The 14,756-nt window shown below is 73.5% G+C and carries 18 protein-coding genes; 9 read left to right on the forward strand and 9 right to left on the reverse strand.

The genetic code is table 11. The features are described 5' to 3' along the window. Positions 1-30 precede the first annotated feature (30 nt). From NFX44_RS26840 to NFX44_RS26850, 3 genes are read left to right on the forward strand one after another with little or no spacing between them, the layout of a single operon-like run. Entirely contained in the window at positions 31-1,440 is a 1,410-nt protein-coding gene (locus tag NFX44_RS26840) for a lactate utilization protein B (protein WP_262286413.1), read from the forward strand. Then, the gene (locus NFX44_RS26845; protein WP_262286375.1) at positions 1,437-2,039 is read left to right on the forward strand and encodes an LUD domain-containing protein; all 603 of its coding nucleotides are present in this window, start codon (positions 1,437-1,439) and stop codon (positions 2,037-2,039) included. The genes NFX44_RS26840 and NFX44_RS26845 overlap by 4 nt, the downstream gene beginning before the upstream one ends. A gap of 11 nt (positions 2,040-2,050) precedes the next feature. Next, on the forward strand, positions 2,051-2,434 hold the full coding sequence (locus NFX44_RS26850; protein WP_262286376.1) for a DUF4872 domain-containing protein: 384 nt from the start codon (positions 2,051-2,053) through the stop codon (positions 2,432-2,434). Positions 2,435-2,517: 83 nt separating this feature from the next. Here NFX44_RS26850 and NFX44_RS26855 read toward each other — a convergent pair whose 3' ends face one another. Continuing rightward, positions 2,518-3,018: a hypothetical protein gene (locus tag NFX44_RS26855; RefSeq protein WP_262286377.1), complete on the reverse strand. Its 501-nt coding sequence runs from the start codon at positions 3,016-3,018 to the stop codon at positions 2,518-2,520. 218 nt (positions 3,019-3,236) lie between these two features. Between NFX44_RS26855 and NFX44_RS26860 the strand changes: the two genes are divergently transcribed. Beyond that, a complete protein-coding gene (locus tag NFX44_RS26860) occupies positions 3,237-4,010 on the forward strand; it encodes a hypothetical protein (RefSeq protein WP_262286378.1) in 774 nt (257 codons plus the stop codon). 54 nt (positions 4,011-4,064) lie between these two features. Continuing rightward, the gene (locus tag NFX44_RS26865; RefSeq protein WP_262286379.1) at positions 4,065-4,445 is read left to right on the forward strand and encodes a VOC family protein; all 381 of its coding nucleotides are present in this window, start codon (positions 4,065-4,067) and stop codon (positions 4,443-4,445) included. Between the two features lie 116 nt (positions 4,446-4,561). Here the strand turns inward: NFX44_RS26865 and NFX44_RS26870 are convergent, their stop codons facing one another. The 3 genes from NFX44_RS26870 to NFX44_RS26880 all read right to left on the reverse strand — a co-directional run bounded on the left by NFX44_RS26870 (position 4,562) and on the right by NFX44_RS26880 (position 6,238). Then, positions 4,562-4,891: a nuclear transport factor 2 family protein gene (locus tag NFX44_RS26870; RefSeq protein WP_262286380.1), complete on the reverse strand. Its 330-nt coding sequence runs from the start codon at positions 4,889-4,891 to the stop codon at positions 4,562-4,564. 188 nt (positions 4,892-5,079) lie between these two features. After that, positions 5,080-5,394: a TraR/DksA family transcriptional regulator gene (locus NFX44_RS26875; RefSeq protein WP_262286381.1), complete on the reverse strand. Its 315-nt coding sequence runs from the start codon at positions 5,392-5,394 to the stop codon at positions 5,080-5,082. Between the two features lie 31 nt (positions 5,395-5,425). Next, complete coding sequence (locus NFX44_RS26880; protein ID WP_262286382.1) at positions 5,426-6,238, reverse strand: rod shape-determining protein; 813 nt, start codon at positions 6,236-6,238, stop codon at positions 5,426-5,428. Positions 6,239-6,744: 506 nt separating this feature from the next. On the opposite strand from NFX44_RS26880, the gene NFX44_RS26885 reads away from it, so the two are divergent. Together NFX44_RS26885 and NFX44_RS26890 are read left to right on the forward strand one after the other, a co-directional pair. Next, on the forward strand, positions 6,745-6,969 hold the full coding sequence (locus NFX44_RS26885; protein WP_262286383.1) for a hypothetical protein: 225 nt from the start codon (positions 6,745-6,747) through the stop codon (positions 6,967-6,969). A gap of 52 nt (positions 6,970-7,021) precedes the next feature. Beyond that, a complete protein-coding gene (locus NFX44_RS26890; protein ID WP_262286384.1) occupies positions 7,022-7,252 on the forward strand; it encodes a potassium transporter TrkA in 231 nt (76 codons plus the stop codon). Positions 7,253-7,256: 4 nt separating this feature from the next. Here the strand turns inward: NFX44_RS26890 and NFX44_RS26895 are convergent, their stop codons facing one another. The 3 genes from NFX44_RS26895 to NFX44_RS26905 form a co-directional block, all read right to left on the reverse strand. Further along, on the reverse strand, positions 7,257-8,534 hold the full coding sequence (locus tag NFX44_RS26895; protein ID WP_262286385.1) for a CdaR family transcriptional regulator: 1,278 nt from the start codon (positions 8,532-8,534) through the stop codon (positions 7,257-7,259). A gap of 92 nt (positions 8,535-8,626) precedes the next feature. Further along, positions 8,627-10,204, reverse strand: a complete 1,578-nt coding sequence (locus NFX44_RS26900; protein ID WP_262286386.1) for an amidohydrolase — start codon at positions 10,202-10,204, stop codon at positions 8,627-8,629. 84 nt (positions 10,205-10,288) lie between these two features. After that, positions 10,289-10,918 carry a TetR/AcrR family transcriptional regulator gene (locus tag NFX44_RS26905; protein ID WP_262286387.1) on the reverse strand — a complete coding sequence of 210 codons (630 nt, stop codon included), beginning with the start codon at positions 10,916-10,918 and terminating at the stop codon, positions 10,289-10,291. A gap of 86 nt (positions 10,919-11,004) precedes the next feature. On the opposite strand from NFX44_RS26905, the gene NFX44_RS26910 reads away from it, so the two are divergent. Beyond that, on the forward strand, positions 11,005-12,276 hold the full coding sequence (locus NFX44_RS26910) for an NAD(P)/FAD-dependent oxidoreductase (protein WP_262286388.1): 1,272 nt from the start codon (positions 11,005-11,007) through the stop codon (positions 12,274-12,276). 52 nt (positions 12,277-12,328) lie between these two features. Here NFX44_RS26910 and NFX44_RS26915 read toward each other — a convergent pair whose 3' ends face one another. After that, positions 12,329-12,991 carry a response regulator transcription factor gene (locus NFX44_RS26915; protein WP_262286389.1) on the reverse strand — a complete coding sequence of 221 codons (663 nt, stop codon included), beginning with the start codon at positions 12,989-12,991 and terminating at the stop codon, positions 12,329-12,331. Beyond that, positions 12,988-14,103 carry a sensor histidine kinase gene (locus NFX44_RS26920; protein ID WP_262286390.1) on the reverse strand — a complete coding sequence of 372 codons (1,116 nt, stop codon included), beginning with the start codon at positions 14,101-14,103 and terminating at the stop codon, positions 12,988-12,990. The genes NFX44_RS26915 and NFX44_RS26920 overlap by 4 nt, the downstream gene beginning before the upstream one ends. A gap of 216 nt (positions 14,104-14,319) precedes the next feature. Between NFX44_RS26920 and NFX44_RS26925 the strand changes: the two genes are divergently transcribed. Next, entirely contained in the window at positions 14,320-14,727 is a 408-nt protein-coding gene (locus tag NFX44_RS26925) for a DUF6223 family protein (RefSeq protein ID WP_262286391.1), read from the forward strand. Positions 14,728-14,756: the final 29 nt, after the last annotated feature.

The following is a 14,756-nucleotide window of genomic DNA, read 5'->3' on the forward strand; positions in this document are numbered from 1 at the left end:
GACACCGGACGCGGGACCACGTTCCTCGGCATGCCGGCGACCGCGCCGCCCGGGGTGGGCCACCTGCGCGGCGACGAGCCCTTCCCGGCGGCGGCCCGGCGGGCGTTGGGTGACGCCCAGCTCCGCCGGAACCTGCGGCACGCCACCACGACGATCCGCGGCAAGTCGGGGGCCGTGATCGGTGAGGTGCCGGACTGGCCGGAGCTGCGCGCCGCCGGCCGGGCGATCAAGACCGACACCATGGCCCGCCTCCCCGAGTTGCTGGAGCAGCTGGAGGCGGCGGTCACCGCGGCCGGCGGCAAGGTCCACTGGGCAGCCGACGCCGTCGAGGCGAACCGGATCGTCACCGACCTGGTCCGGGCGGCCGGCGCGGACCGGGTCATGAAGGTCAAGTCGATGGCCACGCAGGAGATCGGTCTCAACGAGGCTCTGGAGGCGGCCGGGATCGAACCGGTCGAGACCGACCTGGCCGAGCTCATCGTGCAGCTCGGCGACGACCGGCCGAGCCACATCCTGGTGCCGGCGATCCACCGCAACCGGGCCGAGATCCGGGAGATCTTCCTGCGGGCGATGCCGGGGGTCGACCCGGCGCTCACGGACGAGCCGGCGGTCCTGGCCGCCGCCGCGCGCCGGCACCTGCGTCAGACCTTCCTCAGCACGAAGGTGGCTGTGTCCGGCGCGAACTTCGCCGTCGCCGAGACCGGCACCCTCGCGGTCGTCGAGTCCGAGGGCAACGGGCGGATGTGCCTGACCCTGCCGGAGACCCTGATCACCGTGATGGGCATCGAGAAGGTCATCCCCACCTGGCGGGACCTGGAGGTCTTCCTCCAGCTGCTGCCCCGGGCGTCGACGGGGGAGCGGATGAACCCCTACACCTCGATGTGGACCGGCGTCACGCCGGGCGACGGCCCGCAGGCGTTCCACCTGGTGCTGCTGGACAACGGGCGCAGCGCGGTGCTCGCCGACGAGGTGGGCCGGCAGGCTCTGCACTGCATCCGCTGCTCGGCCTGCCTCAACGTCTGCCCGGTGTACGAACGCACCGGCGGGCACGCGTACGGGTCGGTCTATCCGGGGCCGATCGGGGCGGTGCTCTCCCCGCAGCTCACCGGGGTGGCCGACAACGCCTCGCTGCCGTACGCCTCGTCGCTCTGCGGCGCCTGCTACGACGCCTGCCCCGTCATGATCGACATTCCGTCGATCCTGGTGCACCTGCGGGCCGAGGCCCCCCACCCGAGGGCCGAGGCCGCGACCATGGCCGCCGCCGCGTACACCATGGACCACCCGGCGCTGTACGCGGCCGCGCAGCGCGCCGCGCGGCTGAGCCGGCTCGCCGGCCCGCGCGGGCGTGGCCTGCCGCCGCCGCTGTCCGGCTGGACCGCCAGCCGCGACCTGCCCGAGCCGCCGCCGCAGACCTTCCGCCAGTGGTGGGCGGAGCGGTGACCGCGCGGGACCTCGTCCTCGCCCGGCTGCGTGCCGCCCTCGGCGAGCCCCGGCCGGTGCCGGCGCAGGTGCCCCGGGAGTACCGGCCCGCCGGCGCCGTCGCCACCGACCTCGACCTGTTCGTGGACCGCCTCGCCGACTACCGGGCCACCGTGCACCGGTGCGCCGACGCCGAGGTGGCCCGGATCGTCGACGAGCTGCTCGGCGGCCGGCAGGTCGTGGTGCCACCCGGCCTGCCCCCGCGCTGGCTGCCCGCCAGCGTCCGCGCGGTGCCGGACGAGGACCTCCCACCGGGGCGCGTCGCCGCCGCCGACGGGGTGGTCACCGCGGCGGCCGTGGCCGTGGCCGAGACCGGCACCATCGTCCTCGACGGTGCCCCGGACCAGGGTCGCCGGATCATCACGCTGCTGCCCGACGTGCACGTGTGCGTGGTGCGCGGTGACCAGGTCGTCGCCACCGTGCCGGACGCCCTCGCCCGGATCACTCCGCACCGGCCGCTGACCTGGATCAGCGGGCCGTCCGCCACGAGCGACATCGAACTCAACCGGGTCGAGGGCGTCCACGGGCCCCGCAACCTGCATGTGATCATCACGGTGTGAACCGGGCCGGCGTGCGTGACGATCGGGCCGTCGGTGAGCAGCCGGCCGGCGGATTGGACGCCGCGACCGTCCACACGAGGGCGGTTACGACGACAATCGAGGCCGCCTACCGATCGCTGGGGCGGTGGATCGCCGAGCAGGACCGCGTGCTGGCGGGCCCGGCCGAGGACTTCCTCGCCGAATGCGCCACGATCGTCGACGACGACAACCTCCGCCTCGGTCACCAGCTGTACGCCGAGATCGCGCCCCGGTGGACCGCCGTCTCGGACCACATCACGGCCGCCGGCGAGAGCAGCGACCCGGACGAGCTGGCCCGCGCCTCGGCGATCCTCACCGACCTCGCGGACCGGGAACGTCACGCCATGCGGGTCCTGACCGGCGTTCGCACCGGGTAGCCACCTCGGTGGTGTCGCCGTGGAAGCCGGGCGAGAGCGGGCAGCTCCGAGCTCCCGCTCGAGGAGCGGGAACTCGGAGGCGGTCAGTCGCCGGAGTATCCGGAGAAGTGGATGTGGTCGGGCTGGCCGTCGCGGTAGCTGATCACATAGGTGCCGAACCATCGTTCCCGCAGGCCCCCACCGGCCTTCATCCACTCCTGGACCTGATCCGACGCGGGTGTCGTGCTGCCGAAGGCCTTGATCAGCTCTTCGCCGGTCAGCGGGGACACCGTGGCGAAGCCGGGACGGTCGGCCACGCCATTGATCATGTCGATGATCGAGTGTGTGCCGGAGTGCGGTTGCGCGGCAAACAGCGTGTCCGGGTCGACGGGCACCGGGCGGCGTCTGCGTTCCCGCCAGTCGTCAACGATCGCGTCGTTGAAGCCGTCGTCGTCCTTGCGAGGATCCAACCGGGCCCGGAACTCCTCCTCCGTCAGCTCCAGGTCGGGGTCGGGCACAAGGGACTCCCGATAGTATTCGCCGCGGTCGTACACCTCCTGGCGCAGTTGTTGGAGTGCGGCGCCCACGTCGGCCTGGTAGGCCACCAGGTAACGCCACTCCGAAGCACCCATTGCTGTTTCCTCCCTCGGCCGTTCCGCAGGACGGCATCGTGGCATGGGCGTACGACGCTTCCGGCGGTCCGCGCAGCGCCCGGACGGTTGATCCGCGATGCATCGACATCCACAATCGGTGATCCCGGGCGTTCTGAGCCCGCCTCTACCGCCTGGCTGGCGCGAGCCGTCCGGCATGGAAGGATGCCGGCGTGACTGATCCGATCGCGCCGTGGGGTCGTCCTGCGTTTCGCCCGACCGGTCGCCGCGCCGGCGTGACGCTGATCGCCTTCGCCGACGAGGACGTGCTGAGCGCCCGGCCCGACCTCAGGCTTCACGGCGTCGCCCCGAAAACCGCCCCCACGGCCGCGCTCGACCTGCGCGTCCACCGGTACGCGGACAGCCCCGACTGGATCGACGGCTGGCGCACCGGCCCGCTGCGCAACATCGCCGCCGGACAACTGGACGACCTTGATCGCCTCGACGCGGCATCGTGGTGCTACTCGATAAACGTCGAGGTCGACGACCCGACGGACCTCACGCACCTGCAACTTGCCTGGGCGGTGGCAGCCATGCTGGCCGATGCCGGCAGTTGCGCGACGTTGGACGCCTACGCGTGCAAGTGGCTTCCCCGGTCGGCCCTGGTGTCCCTGTCACCCCACCGGCCGTTCACCATCCAGCAGGAGGTGAGCCTCATCGCGGAGACCGAACCCCAGCCCGGGTTCGGGCACCCGGTGCACAGCCGCGGCATGATGAAGTTCGGCCGGCCGGATCTGATCGCGGGTGTTCCCGCCGACCGGATCGAGGACACCGCACGGATCCTCAACCACCTCGCCCGGATGCTCGCCGAAGGCCACGTCCTCGAGCCCGGCCAGCAGCTTCGTTTCGACGGTCGTCGGACTCTGGCGGTGACGACGTACGCTCCGGATGCCACCACGCCCGAGGTGAACCTCAACAACGACGGGCTCCTGCTCGTCGATGTCTGAGCAACCTGTTCGACGCGGCGGCGGATGACCGTAACGCGCGCGACCACGAAGGGGATGTTCGCTGTGCCTCTCGGCAGACTCCACCATCTGATCGTCGACTGCCCGGATCCGATGGCCGAGGCGCGGTTCTGGAGCGCCGTCCTCGGCGACCCGATCACCTACGCGGACGACGGCTTCGTCGTCGTGTCGGCCGGCACGGCGGCGTCCGGCCTGGCGTTTCAGCGCGCCACCTACCTGACGCCGCCGACGTGGCCCGAGCCGGCCGTACCGCAGCAGATGCACCTCGACGTCATGGTCGACGACCAGGATGCGGCGGGCGAGGCGGTGCTCGCGCTGGGCGCGCGCCGGTTGCCCGGTGACCATGTGTACGCCGATCCGGCCGGCCACCCGTTCTGCCTGATCAGGCGCCCCACCTGGGCGCCGCCGGTGAACTGAGTTCCGCCCGGCTCGTACTGCGGGACGGGTAGGTCCACGGCCGAGCGGAGCCGGCGGCGTCCCTCTGCACCCCCAGGTCGACAGCGAGGACGTCGCCGCGGCGACCAGCAGGGGCCTCAGCTGATGCGGAGGCTCGCGATCAGGCCGTCGCGGAGGTGGAAGGCCATCGGGCCGGTGCCGTTGAAGCCGTTGCCCGAGACCGTGAGGGTGACGACGTAGCTGTCGGGATCGGTGCCGGGCTCGATCCCGACGAGCGCGAAGTGCGACTGCACCCCGATGTTGTCGGTGCGGTCCCAGGAGCGCACGCCGTCGCGGCCGTGGAACTCGCGGCCCCAGTCGTTGAGGTACGCGTCGTCGGTGAACGCCGCGACGAAGGCGTCCGGGTCGGCGCGGTTCGTCGCGTCGATGAACGTCTGGATCGCGGCGGGGACCTCGGTGCTGGTCATGAGCCCATCTTTCGACGGTCGTGCGGCGCGGACGGGCGCACCGCAGGCGGGATGACGGGCCGCCAGGAGGCGGCCCGCGGCCGTGGCAACCGCTGCCGAGCGTATGTCATTCATCCCTGTGCAACAGGCGGAACCCGCCCCGACGTCGCGCCCTGGCACCGGCCGTCGGCGCCCGCGGACGCGACGGGTCAGCCCCGCTGCTGGCACGGCACGCAGTAGCGGGCCGAGGGCAGGATCTCCAGCCGGGCCGTCGGGATGTCCTCGCCGCAGCGCTCGCAGACGCCGTAGTCGCCTTCGGACATCCGCCTCAGCGCGCGGGCGGTGTCGGCGATGCCCTGCTGGGCCACCTCGATCAGCCGGCGCAGGGTGTCCGGGTCGTGGCCGCCGCGGTCCCGCTGCCGGGACTGAAGCGTGAGTTCGGTGAGCTGGTCGGTGTGCTCGCCGAACTGGCGTTCCAGCAGCTCGCGCAGCATCTCGGTGCGGTCGTCGAGGGTGTGCGTCATGGTCGTGGTCCTTTCCGGTGGCAGGTCGGGTTCAGTCGGTCGCGGGGTGCCGGGTGGCCGCGACGGCGGCCATCCCGGCGCCGGTCAGCGCGGCGGTGCGGGGTGATGCGGCGCGGTGCACGGTCGCGCCCAGCGTGGCGACCAGCCGGGCGGTCAGGTCGGGTCGGGTCGCTCCGTCGCCGACCACGACCACGCCCCGGGCCAGGCAGGCGCGGAAGAGCGGCCGCACGGCCGGCTCCTGTCGCAGCTCGCGGACCAGCCTGGCCGTGGTGTCGGCGAGCATGGCGGCGGTGATCGCGTGGTTCAGGTCACGGGTGCCGACCTCGGCGCGCCGGGCGGCGACCACCCGGCCGTGCTCCAGCACAGCCACCTCGGTGAGCTGGGCGCCGATGTCGGCGAGCAGCAGGGTGCCGGCGGCGGCGCCGGCGCCGATGGCGCCCGCGCGCACGCTGTCGAGGAAGAGCACCCGGGACGGCGCGAGCACCGCGTTGAGCACGCGCCGTGTCGCTTCCTCGTCGGCCGGTGTGGCGAGTACCGGGCGGCAGGCCACGACGAGCGCCCCCACCGGCACCGCGGTGCGGTGGTCGCGCAGGAGCCGCCGCAGTTCGGTGGCGCAGGCCGCGCCGTCGACCACCCGTCCGCGCCGCACGACCGGTGCCCGCAGGACCTGGCCGACCGGGGTGCGCAACACCCCGCCGGATCCCAGCCAGATCCGCAGCTGGGCGCTGCCGAGGTCCACGGCAACCGGCTCGGGGCGAACGGGGACCGCCGGGCGGGTGTGGGAGCGCCCGACCAGCAGCCCGGTGTGCGCCGACAGGGGAAGGGAGGTGACGTTGCCGGACATGACCGACCTCTTCTACGTGGAGATTGCGCAGCCGTCCGATGGACGGGGCGATGGGTGGATGGCCGGGCCGTCGGCCGTCAGGCCGGTGCGCGCGACGGCGCCGGCTCGGCGGGGTTCACGGGCGGCGTCGGTGCGCCGGCGGCGGGGGGACGTGACCGGTCCCGGAGGCGGGGCCGCCGCCGGCCGAACCGGGAACCCGAGCCGGTCCACGCCGGGCCAGCGGCGGACAACCGGCGAACGCCGGCGTGGTGGCCACCTGCGTGCGGGTCATCGTCATCACCGCCTCCTCGCTACTCGGGTACGCGTCGGACCTCCAGCGTCGCCCGAAAGCAGAGTGTTGGCATTGCGCGTGACCGGCCAATAAAAGCCCGGTTGATTGCCGGCCGCCGGAGAACACCATCGCTTTTCGTCCGGCTGCCGTCACCCTCGGTGACGGGCCGCGGATCCGGGGGACCTTCCCGAATTGCGCCCCGGAGCGAGGGTCGGCGAAGGCTATGGTGGGCCACATGCGTACCCACCAGCACCCCGTCGGCGTCGCGCGCCCCCTCGCGCTGTCGATGCTGGCCGTGCTGGCGGTTGTCGTCGCGGCGGTTCGCGCCGGCTGCGCGCTCGGGATGAGCATCGTGGTCCGGCTGAGCCGGGCCGTCGCCGGCTGCGTTCCGGCCTGGTCGGCCGATCGGGCGCCGCCGGGCGTCGGGACAGCCGCTCGACCGTCCACCGCGTTGCCGTAGGCGGCCGGCTCTCGGCCGGCCCTGGGCAGCCGTCCCGCAAGGAGCAACCCTCGTGAACATCGAACGCACGACGCTGCCGGGCATCGGAGTACGACACACCTTCACGACCAGAGAAGGCCGCCGGATCGGCATCGTGGAGTACCAGGTGGGCGACCGCCGGGACGTCGTCCACGACGACCCGGACGACCCCGACGGCATGGTCAGCCTCGCCCTGACCCGCAGCGAGGCCAGCGCGCTGGCCGCCCTGCTCGGCTTCCCGGAACTGGTCGCCGTCCCGGCCTGACCCGCTACGCGGGCAGCGGCCGACGCGGCCAGTCCAGCGCCCGCGCGCCGAGCACGGCGGCGTGCAGGGTGAACCGGTCCCGGGGATCGGCGGGGTCGTAGCCGCTCAGCGCCCGGATCCGGTCCAGCCGATAGGTGACGGTGCGCACGGACACGTGCAGGCGGCGGGCCGCCTCCGTGGCGACCTCGCGGCACCCGAAGTACTCGTTGAGGGTGTCCAGCAGCGGCTCGGCGCCGCCCCGGGCCTCGCTCAGCGGTGTCAGCACCGCCCGCACGAGATCCACCATTGCGGCCTGGTCACGCAGCAGGACGCGGTAGATGAGCAGGTCGTGGGCGTCGATCACGGAGGTGTCGGCGTGCAGTCGCCGCGCCGTGGTCAGCGCCTCGCGGGCCTCCTCGTAGGAGCGGGCGATGCCGTACAGGCCCGGGTGCGGGCGGCCCACCGCCACCTGCCACGGCCGGCCCCGCACGAGGCGGTCCAACTCGCCGTGCATCAGCCGCCCCAGACCCGCCACCGACCCACCGTCGCCCCCACCCCGGTCGGGCGTCACCGTGTCCGCCGGGGCGATCACGACGAGCAGGCCCTCCTTCGTGGCCACCAGCACGTCCCGGTCACCCAACCGGTCGAAGATGACCCGTTCCAGCGCGCTGATCGCCGCCTCGGTGTCCGGCAGCCGATGACCCGGCGCGGCGAGCGCGACCTGGTGCACCCGGGCCAGGTCCAGCCCGAACGGCTCGGCCCGCTCCACCAACCCGCCGAGGTCGGAGTCGCCACGCAGCAGGTCGTCGACGAGTTCCCGGCGCAGCGCCTCCTCCCGGCGGACCAGGTCCCGGCGGGCCGCCGCGTAGCCCTCGGCGACGGTGGCCACGGCGGTGTCGACCACGTGGAGCACGGCGTCCGCCGACGCGCGCACCGTCTCGCTGTCGGTGGCACTGGCCAGGTGCGGCAGCTGCCGCCAGAGCCGCCGTGCCGCGGACAGGTAGAGGCGGACCGCCCGGCCCGCTGACACACCCTGCTCGGCGGCGCGTCGGCCGAGCGCACCCACCGCGTCGAGTTCGCCGCGGCGCGGCCGGCGGCCGGTCACCGCCGCGTCGGTCAACAGCCGTAGATAGTCGCCGAGCAGCTCCACCGGTACGCCACCGGCATCGGCGCTGGCCGCGCGGGCCACCTCGGTCAGCCACGCGTCATCGCCGCGGGCCCCGGCCGGAGCCGGTCGGCGGACGCTCTCGGTCATCGCGGTCTCCCAGGCGGGGTCGGCATCGCGCACACCGACCCGGTTCATCCAGCCCATGGTCGCAGGCATGGCGCCGGCGGGCTCGGAAGTCCGCGAGCCCGTCGGCCGGACCGGCGGAAGCGCCGGCCGGGGCTTCCGCTTCAGCGGCTTCCGTTCCGCTGCCAGCGGATCTCGCCGCCCACGACGGTCGTCATGACCCTGGTACGCAGCACCGCGGCCGGCGAGTCCCGGTAGGGGTCGGTGTCGACCGCGATGAAGTCGGCGAGTCTACCCGGGGCGAGGACACCCTTGCGGTCGTCCTCGCCGGCAGCGCGGGCAGCCCCCAGGGTGTGCGCGCGGACGGCCTCGGGCATGCTCAGCCGCTGCGCCGGCTGCCAGCCGCCCGCGGGGGTGCCGTCGGGACGGGCCCGGGTGACCGCGGCGTACAGCGCGGCGAAGGGATCGGGATCCTCGACGGGGGCGTCGGAGCCGAACGCCAGCACGACGCCGGCGTCGAGCATCCCGCGCCAGGCGTAGGAGGCCAGATCGTGGCCGGCCAGCAGGGAGTCGACCAGATCGATGTCGCTGGTGCAGTGCACCGGCTGCATGGAGGCGACGATGCCCAGGGCGGCCATCCTGGCCAGGTCGGCGGGCCGGAGGTGCTGCGCGTGCTCGATGCGGTGCCGCAGCCCCGGTGTGCGGCCGACCGCCGCGTAGGCGTCGACGACCAGGTGGTTGGCGCGGTCGCCGATGGCGTGCGTGGCCACCGCGATGCCGGCGCCCGCGGCCCTGCCGAACAGCTCGACCAGCTCCTCGTACGGGGTGACCGCGATGCCCACGTTGCCCTGCTCGCCCGCGAAGGGCCTGCTCATGTGGCAGGTGTGCGACCCGAGCGCCCCATCGCTGAAGATCTTCACCGGCCCGGTGCGGATCCAGTCGTCGCCCTGCCCGGTCCGGCGGCCCTCGGCGATGGCCGCCTCCAGGTGCGTCATCGGGATCGCCTTGTGCACGCGGAGCTTGAGCTCGCCGGCGTCGCGCAGCGCGAGATAGGCCGCCCGGCAGTCCTCGCCGTCGATGTCGTGCACGCTGGTCAGACCGACCGCGAGCAGTTCCTCCTGCCCGGCCCTCAGCAGGTCGCGCAGGTCGGGGGAGACCATGAGGTCCCGCAGCGGGTGGGAGGCCGTCTCGCGGAGGATGCCGGTCGGCTCCCCGCGTGCGTCCCGGACGATCTCGCCGCCCACCGGGTCGGGGGTGCTCGCGTCGATACCGGCCAGCCGCAGGGCTGCCGAGTTGGCCCAGACGGTGTGCCCGTCCACGCTGGGCAGCGCCACCGGCAGCTCGGGACAGACCAAGTCCAGGGCGTACCGGTCCGGCTGCGCCGGCGGATCCCAGGCGTTGCTGTTCCACCGGCCGCCGAACAGCCATGCACCCGGCCGCAGCCGCGCCGCGTGGGCCGCCACCATGGCGAGGGCCTCGTCCAGCCCGCGGGCCCCGCGCAGGTCGACGGCGCTCAGGCTCTGCGCGTACTGGGCGGTGTGGATGTGGGCGTCGTAGAACCCGGGGAGCACCGCGGCGCCCTCCAGGTCGATGAGCTCCGCGCCGCGGCCCACCGCCTCGCGCACCTCCGCCTCCCGGCCGACGGCCAGCAGGCGGTCGCCGTCCACGGCCAGGGCCTCGGCCAGCGGGTTGCCGTCGTCGCCGGTGTGGATGGCGGCGTTGCGGTACACGCGGATGCTCATGTGACTCCCACGAACTTCAAGGGGCGATGGACCATCACAGTAGGAGCGTCGCCACGACCCACACCATGTTCCGCGCCAACGTCGTCAGTCGGATGGGGGAGTGGGTGCGGCCAGGTGGCCGAGCATGCGGCCCAGCTGTGCGGCGTACGCGTCGAGGAACTCGGGCGAGTCGGCTGCCAGGCCGGTCAGCCGACGGACGACCTGCGGCAGCACGGTCGGCGCCATGGCCGCCGCGAAGAACGTCAGCACCACGTACGCGGGATCGAGGTCGGCGGACAGCTCACCGGTCCGCTGCCGGCGGCGCACGTCATCGACCATCGCCGTGAAGTACCGGTGGGCCTGCGCCTCGTCTTCGGTCTCGGTGGTCGCTCCCGGGTCGGCGAGTCCCTCCCAGATGAGCAGCCGCGCCCAGGACCGCTCGGTCGCGCCGAGTCGGAGGAAGCCCGCGACCACTTCGGCCATCGACCGATCAGGTTGCGCGGCGCCGCTGGTGGCCCGCCAGCGCTGCTGCAGGGCCTGGTAGAGGCCTTCCTTGCCGGCGAAGTAGTAGGAGATCAGCTGCTGGTTGACCCCGGCGCGAGCGGCGATCGCGCTGGTGCGGGCGCCGGCGAAGCCGTGCTCGCCGAACTCGACGAGCGCCGCCTCGAGGATGCGCTCGCGCGTGCGCTCCGCGTCGCGCTGTCGTTGATCGCCGCTGGGGGACCGCCGTGGCATGCGGTGATCCTATCAGCGTCAAATGAACACATGATCCAATCAACCATCCGATTGACAAAACTACACACGCGAATGACGATCAGGTCATGAGCGACCTCAACGTCATGATCATCGGCGGTGGCATCGGCGGCCTGTGCCTGGCTCAGGGCCTTCGCCGGGCCGGTGTCGCGGTGACCGTCTACGAGCGCACCCAGACCCGCACCGACTGGCTGCAGGGCTACCGCATCCACATCAACCCCCACGGCAGCCACGCGCTGCGCGCCTGCCTCCCGGCGGCGAACTGGCAGGCGTTCCTCGACACGGTCTCGGTCGACGGCGGCGGCTTCGCGTTCACCACGGAGCAGCTCACCGACCTCGTGCGCCTCACCGCCGACGAGATCGTGCCCACCGGCGGTGCCGACGAACGCCACTACGGCGTGAGCCGGATCAGCCTCCGCGAGGTGCTGCTGACCGGCATGGCGGACGTGGTCCGCCCGGGCAAGGAGTTCACGCACTACGAGACAACGGCTGACGGCCGGGTCACCGCCCACTTCGCGGACGGCGGCAGCGCCACCGCCGACGTGCTGATCGGCGCCGACGGGGCCAACTCGCGCGTACGCGGCCAACTGCTGCCGCACGCGCGCCGGATCGACACCGGCATCGTGGCCGTCGCCGGCAAGCACCGCCTCGACGGTGCGACCCTGCCCCGCGTCCTGACCCACGACGCGAACCTGGTGATCCCGAAGGACCGCGGGTCCCTGTTCACCGCCGTATGGCATCCCGATCGGCGGGTCATCGTGCCCGACCGGGACACGCCCCGGGAGTTCCTGCTGGACAACGCCGTGCCGTTCGTCCTGTGGGGCTACTCCGACGCGGCGACCACCTTCCCGGACGGCGTCGAGTCACTCCCCGGAGCGGACCTCCAGCGACTGGTGCTGGGCCGCACCGGTGGCTGGGCCCCCGCCCTGCGGGACCTGATCGCCGGCTCCGACCCGCGGGCCGTCAACGCCATCCGGATCCGCAGCGCCACGCCGGTCGACGCCTGGCGGACCACCTCGGTGACCCTCCTCGGCGACGCCATCCACAACATGACGCCGATGGCCGGAATCGGTGCCAACACCGCACTGCGCGACGCCGAACTGCTGTGCCGCCGGCTCACCGAGGTCGCTGCCGGCACGTCCGCCCTGCTGCCGGCGCTGCACGACTACGAGCGGCAGATGCTCGACTACGGCTTCGCCGCCGTGCGGCAGTCACTGCGTAACGCCCGCCAGGCCGGGTCGAGCAGCCGCCTCGGCCGGGCCGCCGTCCGCACCACGATGCGCGTCACCGGCGCGGTGCCGCCGTTGCGCCGCCGGATGGCCGCCCGGCTCGGCCGATGACGGGCCGTCCTCAGGCCCCGCGCGGCGCGGCGGCGATCGTCCCGGCCGGCGGTCAGGAGGTGCGCGGGGTCACCAGGCCTGACTCGTAGGCGAGGACGACGAGCTGGGCGCGGTCGCGGGCGTGGAGCTTGGTCATGGCGCGGTTGATGTGGGTCTTCGCGGTCATCGGGCTGATCACCATGGTGTCGGCGATCTGGTCGTTGGACAGGCCCCGCGCGAGCAGGGCGACGGCCTCGCGTTCGCGGTTGGTCAGTTCGTCCAGTCCCGCGTCGGAGCCGCTGGGCAGGGGTTGGCTGACGTACCTGTCGATCAGCTTGCGGGTGATCGACGGTGCCAGCAGCGCGTCGCCGCGGGCGGCGACGCGTACGGCGTGCAGGAGGTCCTCCGGCTGGATGTCCTTGACGAGGAAGCCGGCCGCGCCGGCACGCAGCGCGTGGAAGACGTACTCGTCCAGTCCGTAGTTGGTGAGGATGACGACGTGGACCCCGGCCAGGGCCGGATCCGCGGCGATGCGCCGGGTCGCCTCGACGCCGTCGACGACCGGCATCTGAATGTCGATGAGTGCGATGTCGGGCAGGTGCTTCCTGGCCAGCGCCACGGCCTCGCCGCCGTCGGCCGCCTCGGCCACCACCTCGATGTCGTCCTCGATGTCGAGGAGCGCGCGGAATCCACTGCGGATGAGCGGCTGGTCGTCGACCAGCAGGACACGGATCACGAGAGCTGGTCCACGGGGAGTTCGGCCTGGACGGTGAAGCCACCCTCGCGGCGCGGTGCCGCCGTCAGGTGACCGCCGAGGGCGGTGACCCGTTCGCGCATCCCGAGCAGCCCGACCCCGGGCGCCGGCGGGGTGTCCGACGCGGTCCCGCCGTCGTCCTCGACCCGGATGAGCAGGGTGTCCGGCCGGTAGTCGATCCGGACGGAGGCGCTGGCGGCGGCGGCGTGACGGGCGACGTTGGTCAGCGACTCCTGGACGATCCGGTAAGCGGTGCGGTCCACCGCGGCCGGCAGGTCGCTCCGGCGTCCCTCGATCGTCAGCTTCGCGTCCAGGCCGGTCATCCGGGCTCGTTGCACGAGTTCCGGAACCTGGTCGAGCCCACGGGGCGGGTTCCGGTCGTCGTCGCGCAGCACCTCCAGGGTCGCGCGCAGCTCCCGGGCGGCCTCGCGGCCGGCGTCCCGGATCGCCAGGAGGGCCTCCGGCGGCTGCTCGCCCCGCTTCTGGGCCAGGTGCACGGCGACCTCGGCCTGCACCTTGATGACGGAGATCTGGTGGGTGAGCGAATCATGCAGCTCCCGCGCGATGTGCAGCCGCTCCTCGTCGGCGCGGCGCCGCGCGGTCTCCTCGCGCGTGCGCTCGGCCTCGTCCGCCCGCCGCTCGGCCTGCCGCAGCGCCTCACCGGCCGCTCCGGCGGCGATCAGCCAGGCCAGCTCCAGCGCGCCTCGGGCCTGCGCGAACGCCTCGCCCGTGTCGTGCAGGCCCGAGGCCATCGCGGCGAGGGGGAGGGCGCCCAGCATGATCACGCTCGCCGCCACCGTGACGGTACGGTGTCCCGCGCGCACCGCGCCGTAGACCGCGAACAGGTACGCGACCGCCGGCACGTCGAAACCGGCCGCCTGGTGACCCACCGCGCACAGCCCGGTGACGGCCATCACGGCAACCGGAGCGCGACGGCGCGCGACCAGCGCCAGGCCGCCGGCCGCCAGCAGCGCGTACCCCGGCAGGTCGAGGCTCGTGGCGGACCGCTGCCCGGACAGGCCGGTGACCAGCAGGATCGCCGCCACGCCGACGGCGACCACCGAGTCGCTGACACCGATCCGTCCCCTACCCATGCGCGCACCCTAACCGCCTGTCCGCCCCGGCGACTCCTGCGTGCGGACGATCGGTCGGCTACCGCGGCCGCGGTACCGGGCCGCGTTCTGCGACATCCGTGGCAGCCGGATGCGCCGCCCGCGGCAGTGTGAAGTGCCCGCGCCGGCAGGACGACAGGTGGTGGGCCGGCGGACAGGATCAGACACGTCCGGTCGTCGGAGGAGAAGGAGCACCCCATGGACACCCGTCACCTGGTCGCCGCCGTGCCCGGAGGGCTCGGGCCCGCCACACCGGCGGCCGCGTACGTCTCGGCCCAGTCGGCCGTCGATCCCTACACCCTGACCACCGGGCGGCTCGTGGGCACCGTGGCCGTGCTGGTGGCGCTGGCCGGCGTGGTCGTCGGCGGGCTGGCTCTGGCCCGCTCCGCCGGCCGGATCGGCACGGGCAACGGCCGGCGAGGAGCCCTCGTGGCCCTGGTGGCCGGGCTGACCGGCATGCTCACCGGCGGGCTGGTGGTGGCCGCCGCCGAGGGCGGTCCCGGCACCGGGTACGGAATCGTCGGCGGTTTCGCGGCCCTGGCGATCGGCCTGATCGCCGCGGTCCTCGGTTGGCTGGCTCTGACCCGCTCCCGCCGTACCGTCTGACCCCGGGGTCCGCCGCTGCCGGGGCCTGA

This window comes from Micromonospora sp. MA102, assembly GCF_025460765.1.
Taxonomy (GTDB): Bacteria; Actinomycetota; Actinomycetes; order Mycobacteriales; family Micromonosporaceae; genus Micromonospora; species Micromonospora halotolerans.

What these genes read in the sequence shown, in the direction of transcription:
- NFX44_RS26910 (WP_262286388.1), top strand. Translation starts at nt 11,005, where the DNA reads ATGAGCGACCTCAACGTCATGATCATCGGCGGTGGCATCGGCGGCCTG.
- NFX44_RS26865 (WP_262286379.1), top strand. Translation starts at nt 4,065, where the DNA reads ATGTTCGCTGTGCCTCTCGGCAGACTCCACCATCTGATCGTCGACTGC.
- NFX44_RS26870 (WP_262286380.1), bottom strand. Translation starts at nt 4,891, where the DNA reads ATGACCAGCACCGAGGTCCCCGCCGCGATCCAGACGTTCATCGACGCG.
- NFX44_RS26875 (WP_262286381.1), bottom strand. Translation starts at nt 5,394, where the DNA reads ATGACGCACACCCTCGACGACCGCACCGAGATGCTGCGCGAGCTGCTG.
- NFX44_RS26920 (WP_262286390.1), bottom strand. Translation starts at nt 14,103, where the DNA reads ATGGGTAGGGGACGGATCGGTGTCAGCGACTCGGTGGTCGCCGTCGGC.
- NFX44_RS26895 (WP_262286385.1), bottom strand. Translation starts at nt 8,534, where the DNA reads ATGAACCGGGTCGGTGTGCGCGATGCCGACCCCGCCTGGGAGACCGCG.
- NFX44_RS26840 (WP_262286413.1), top strand. Translation starts at nt 31, where the DNA reads ATGCCGGCGACCGCGCCGCCCGGGGTGGGCCACCTGCGCGGCGACGAG.
- NFX44_RS26885 (WP_262286383.1), top strand. Translation starts at nt 6,745, where the DNA reads ATGCGTACCCACCAGCACCCCGTCGGCGTCGCGCGCCCCCTCGCGCTG.
- NFX44_RS26925 (WP_262286391.1), top strand. Translation starts at nt 14,320, where the DNA reads ATGGACACCCGTCACCTGGTCGCCGCCGTGCCCGGAGGGCTCGGGCCC.
- NFX44_RS26900 (WP_262286386.1), bottom strand. Translation starts at nt 10,204, where the DNA reads ATGAGCATCCGCGTGTACCGCAACGCCGCCATCCACACCGGCGACGAC.
- NFX44_RS26880 (WP_262286382.1), bottom strand. Translation starts at nt 6,238, where the DNA reads ATGTCCGGCAACGTCACCTCCCTTCCCCTGTCGGCGCACACCGGGCTG.
- NFX44_RS26905 (WP_262286387.1), bottom strand. Translation starts at nt 10,918, where the DNA reads ATGCCACGGCGGTCCCCCAGCGGCGATCAACGACAGCGCGACGCGGAG.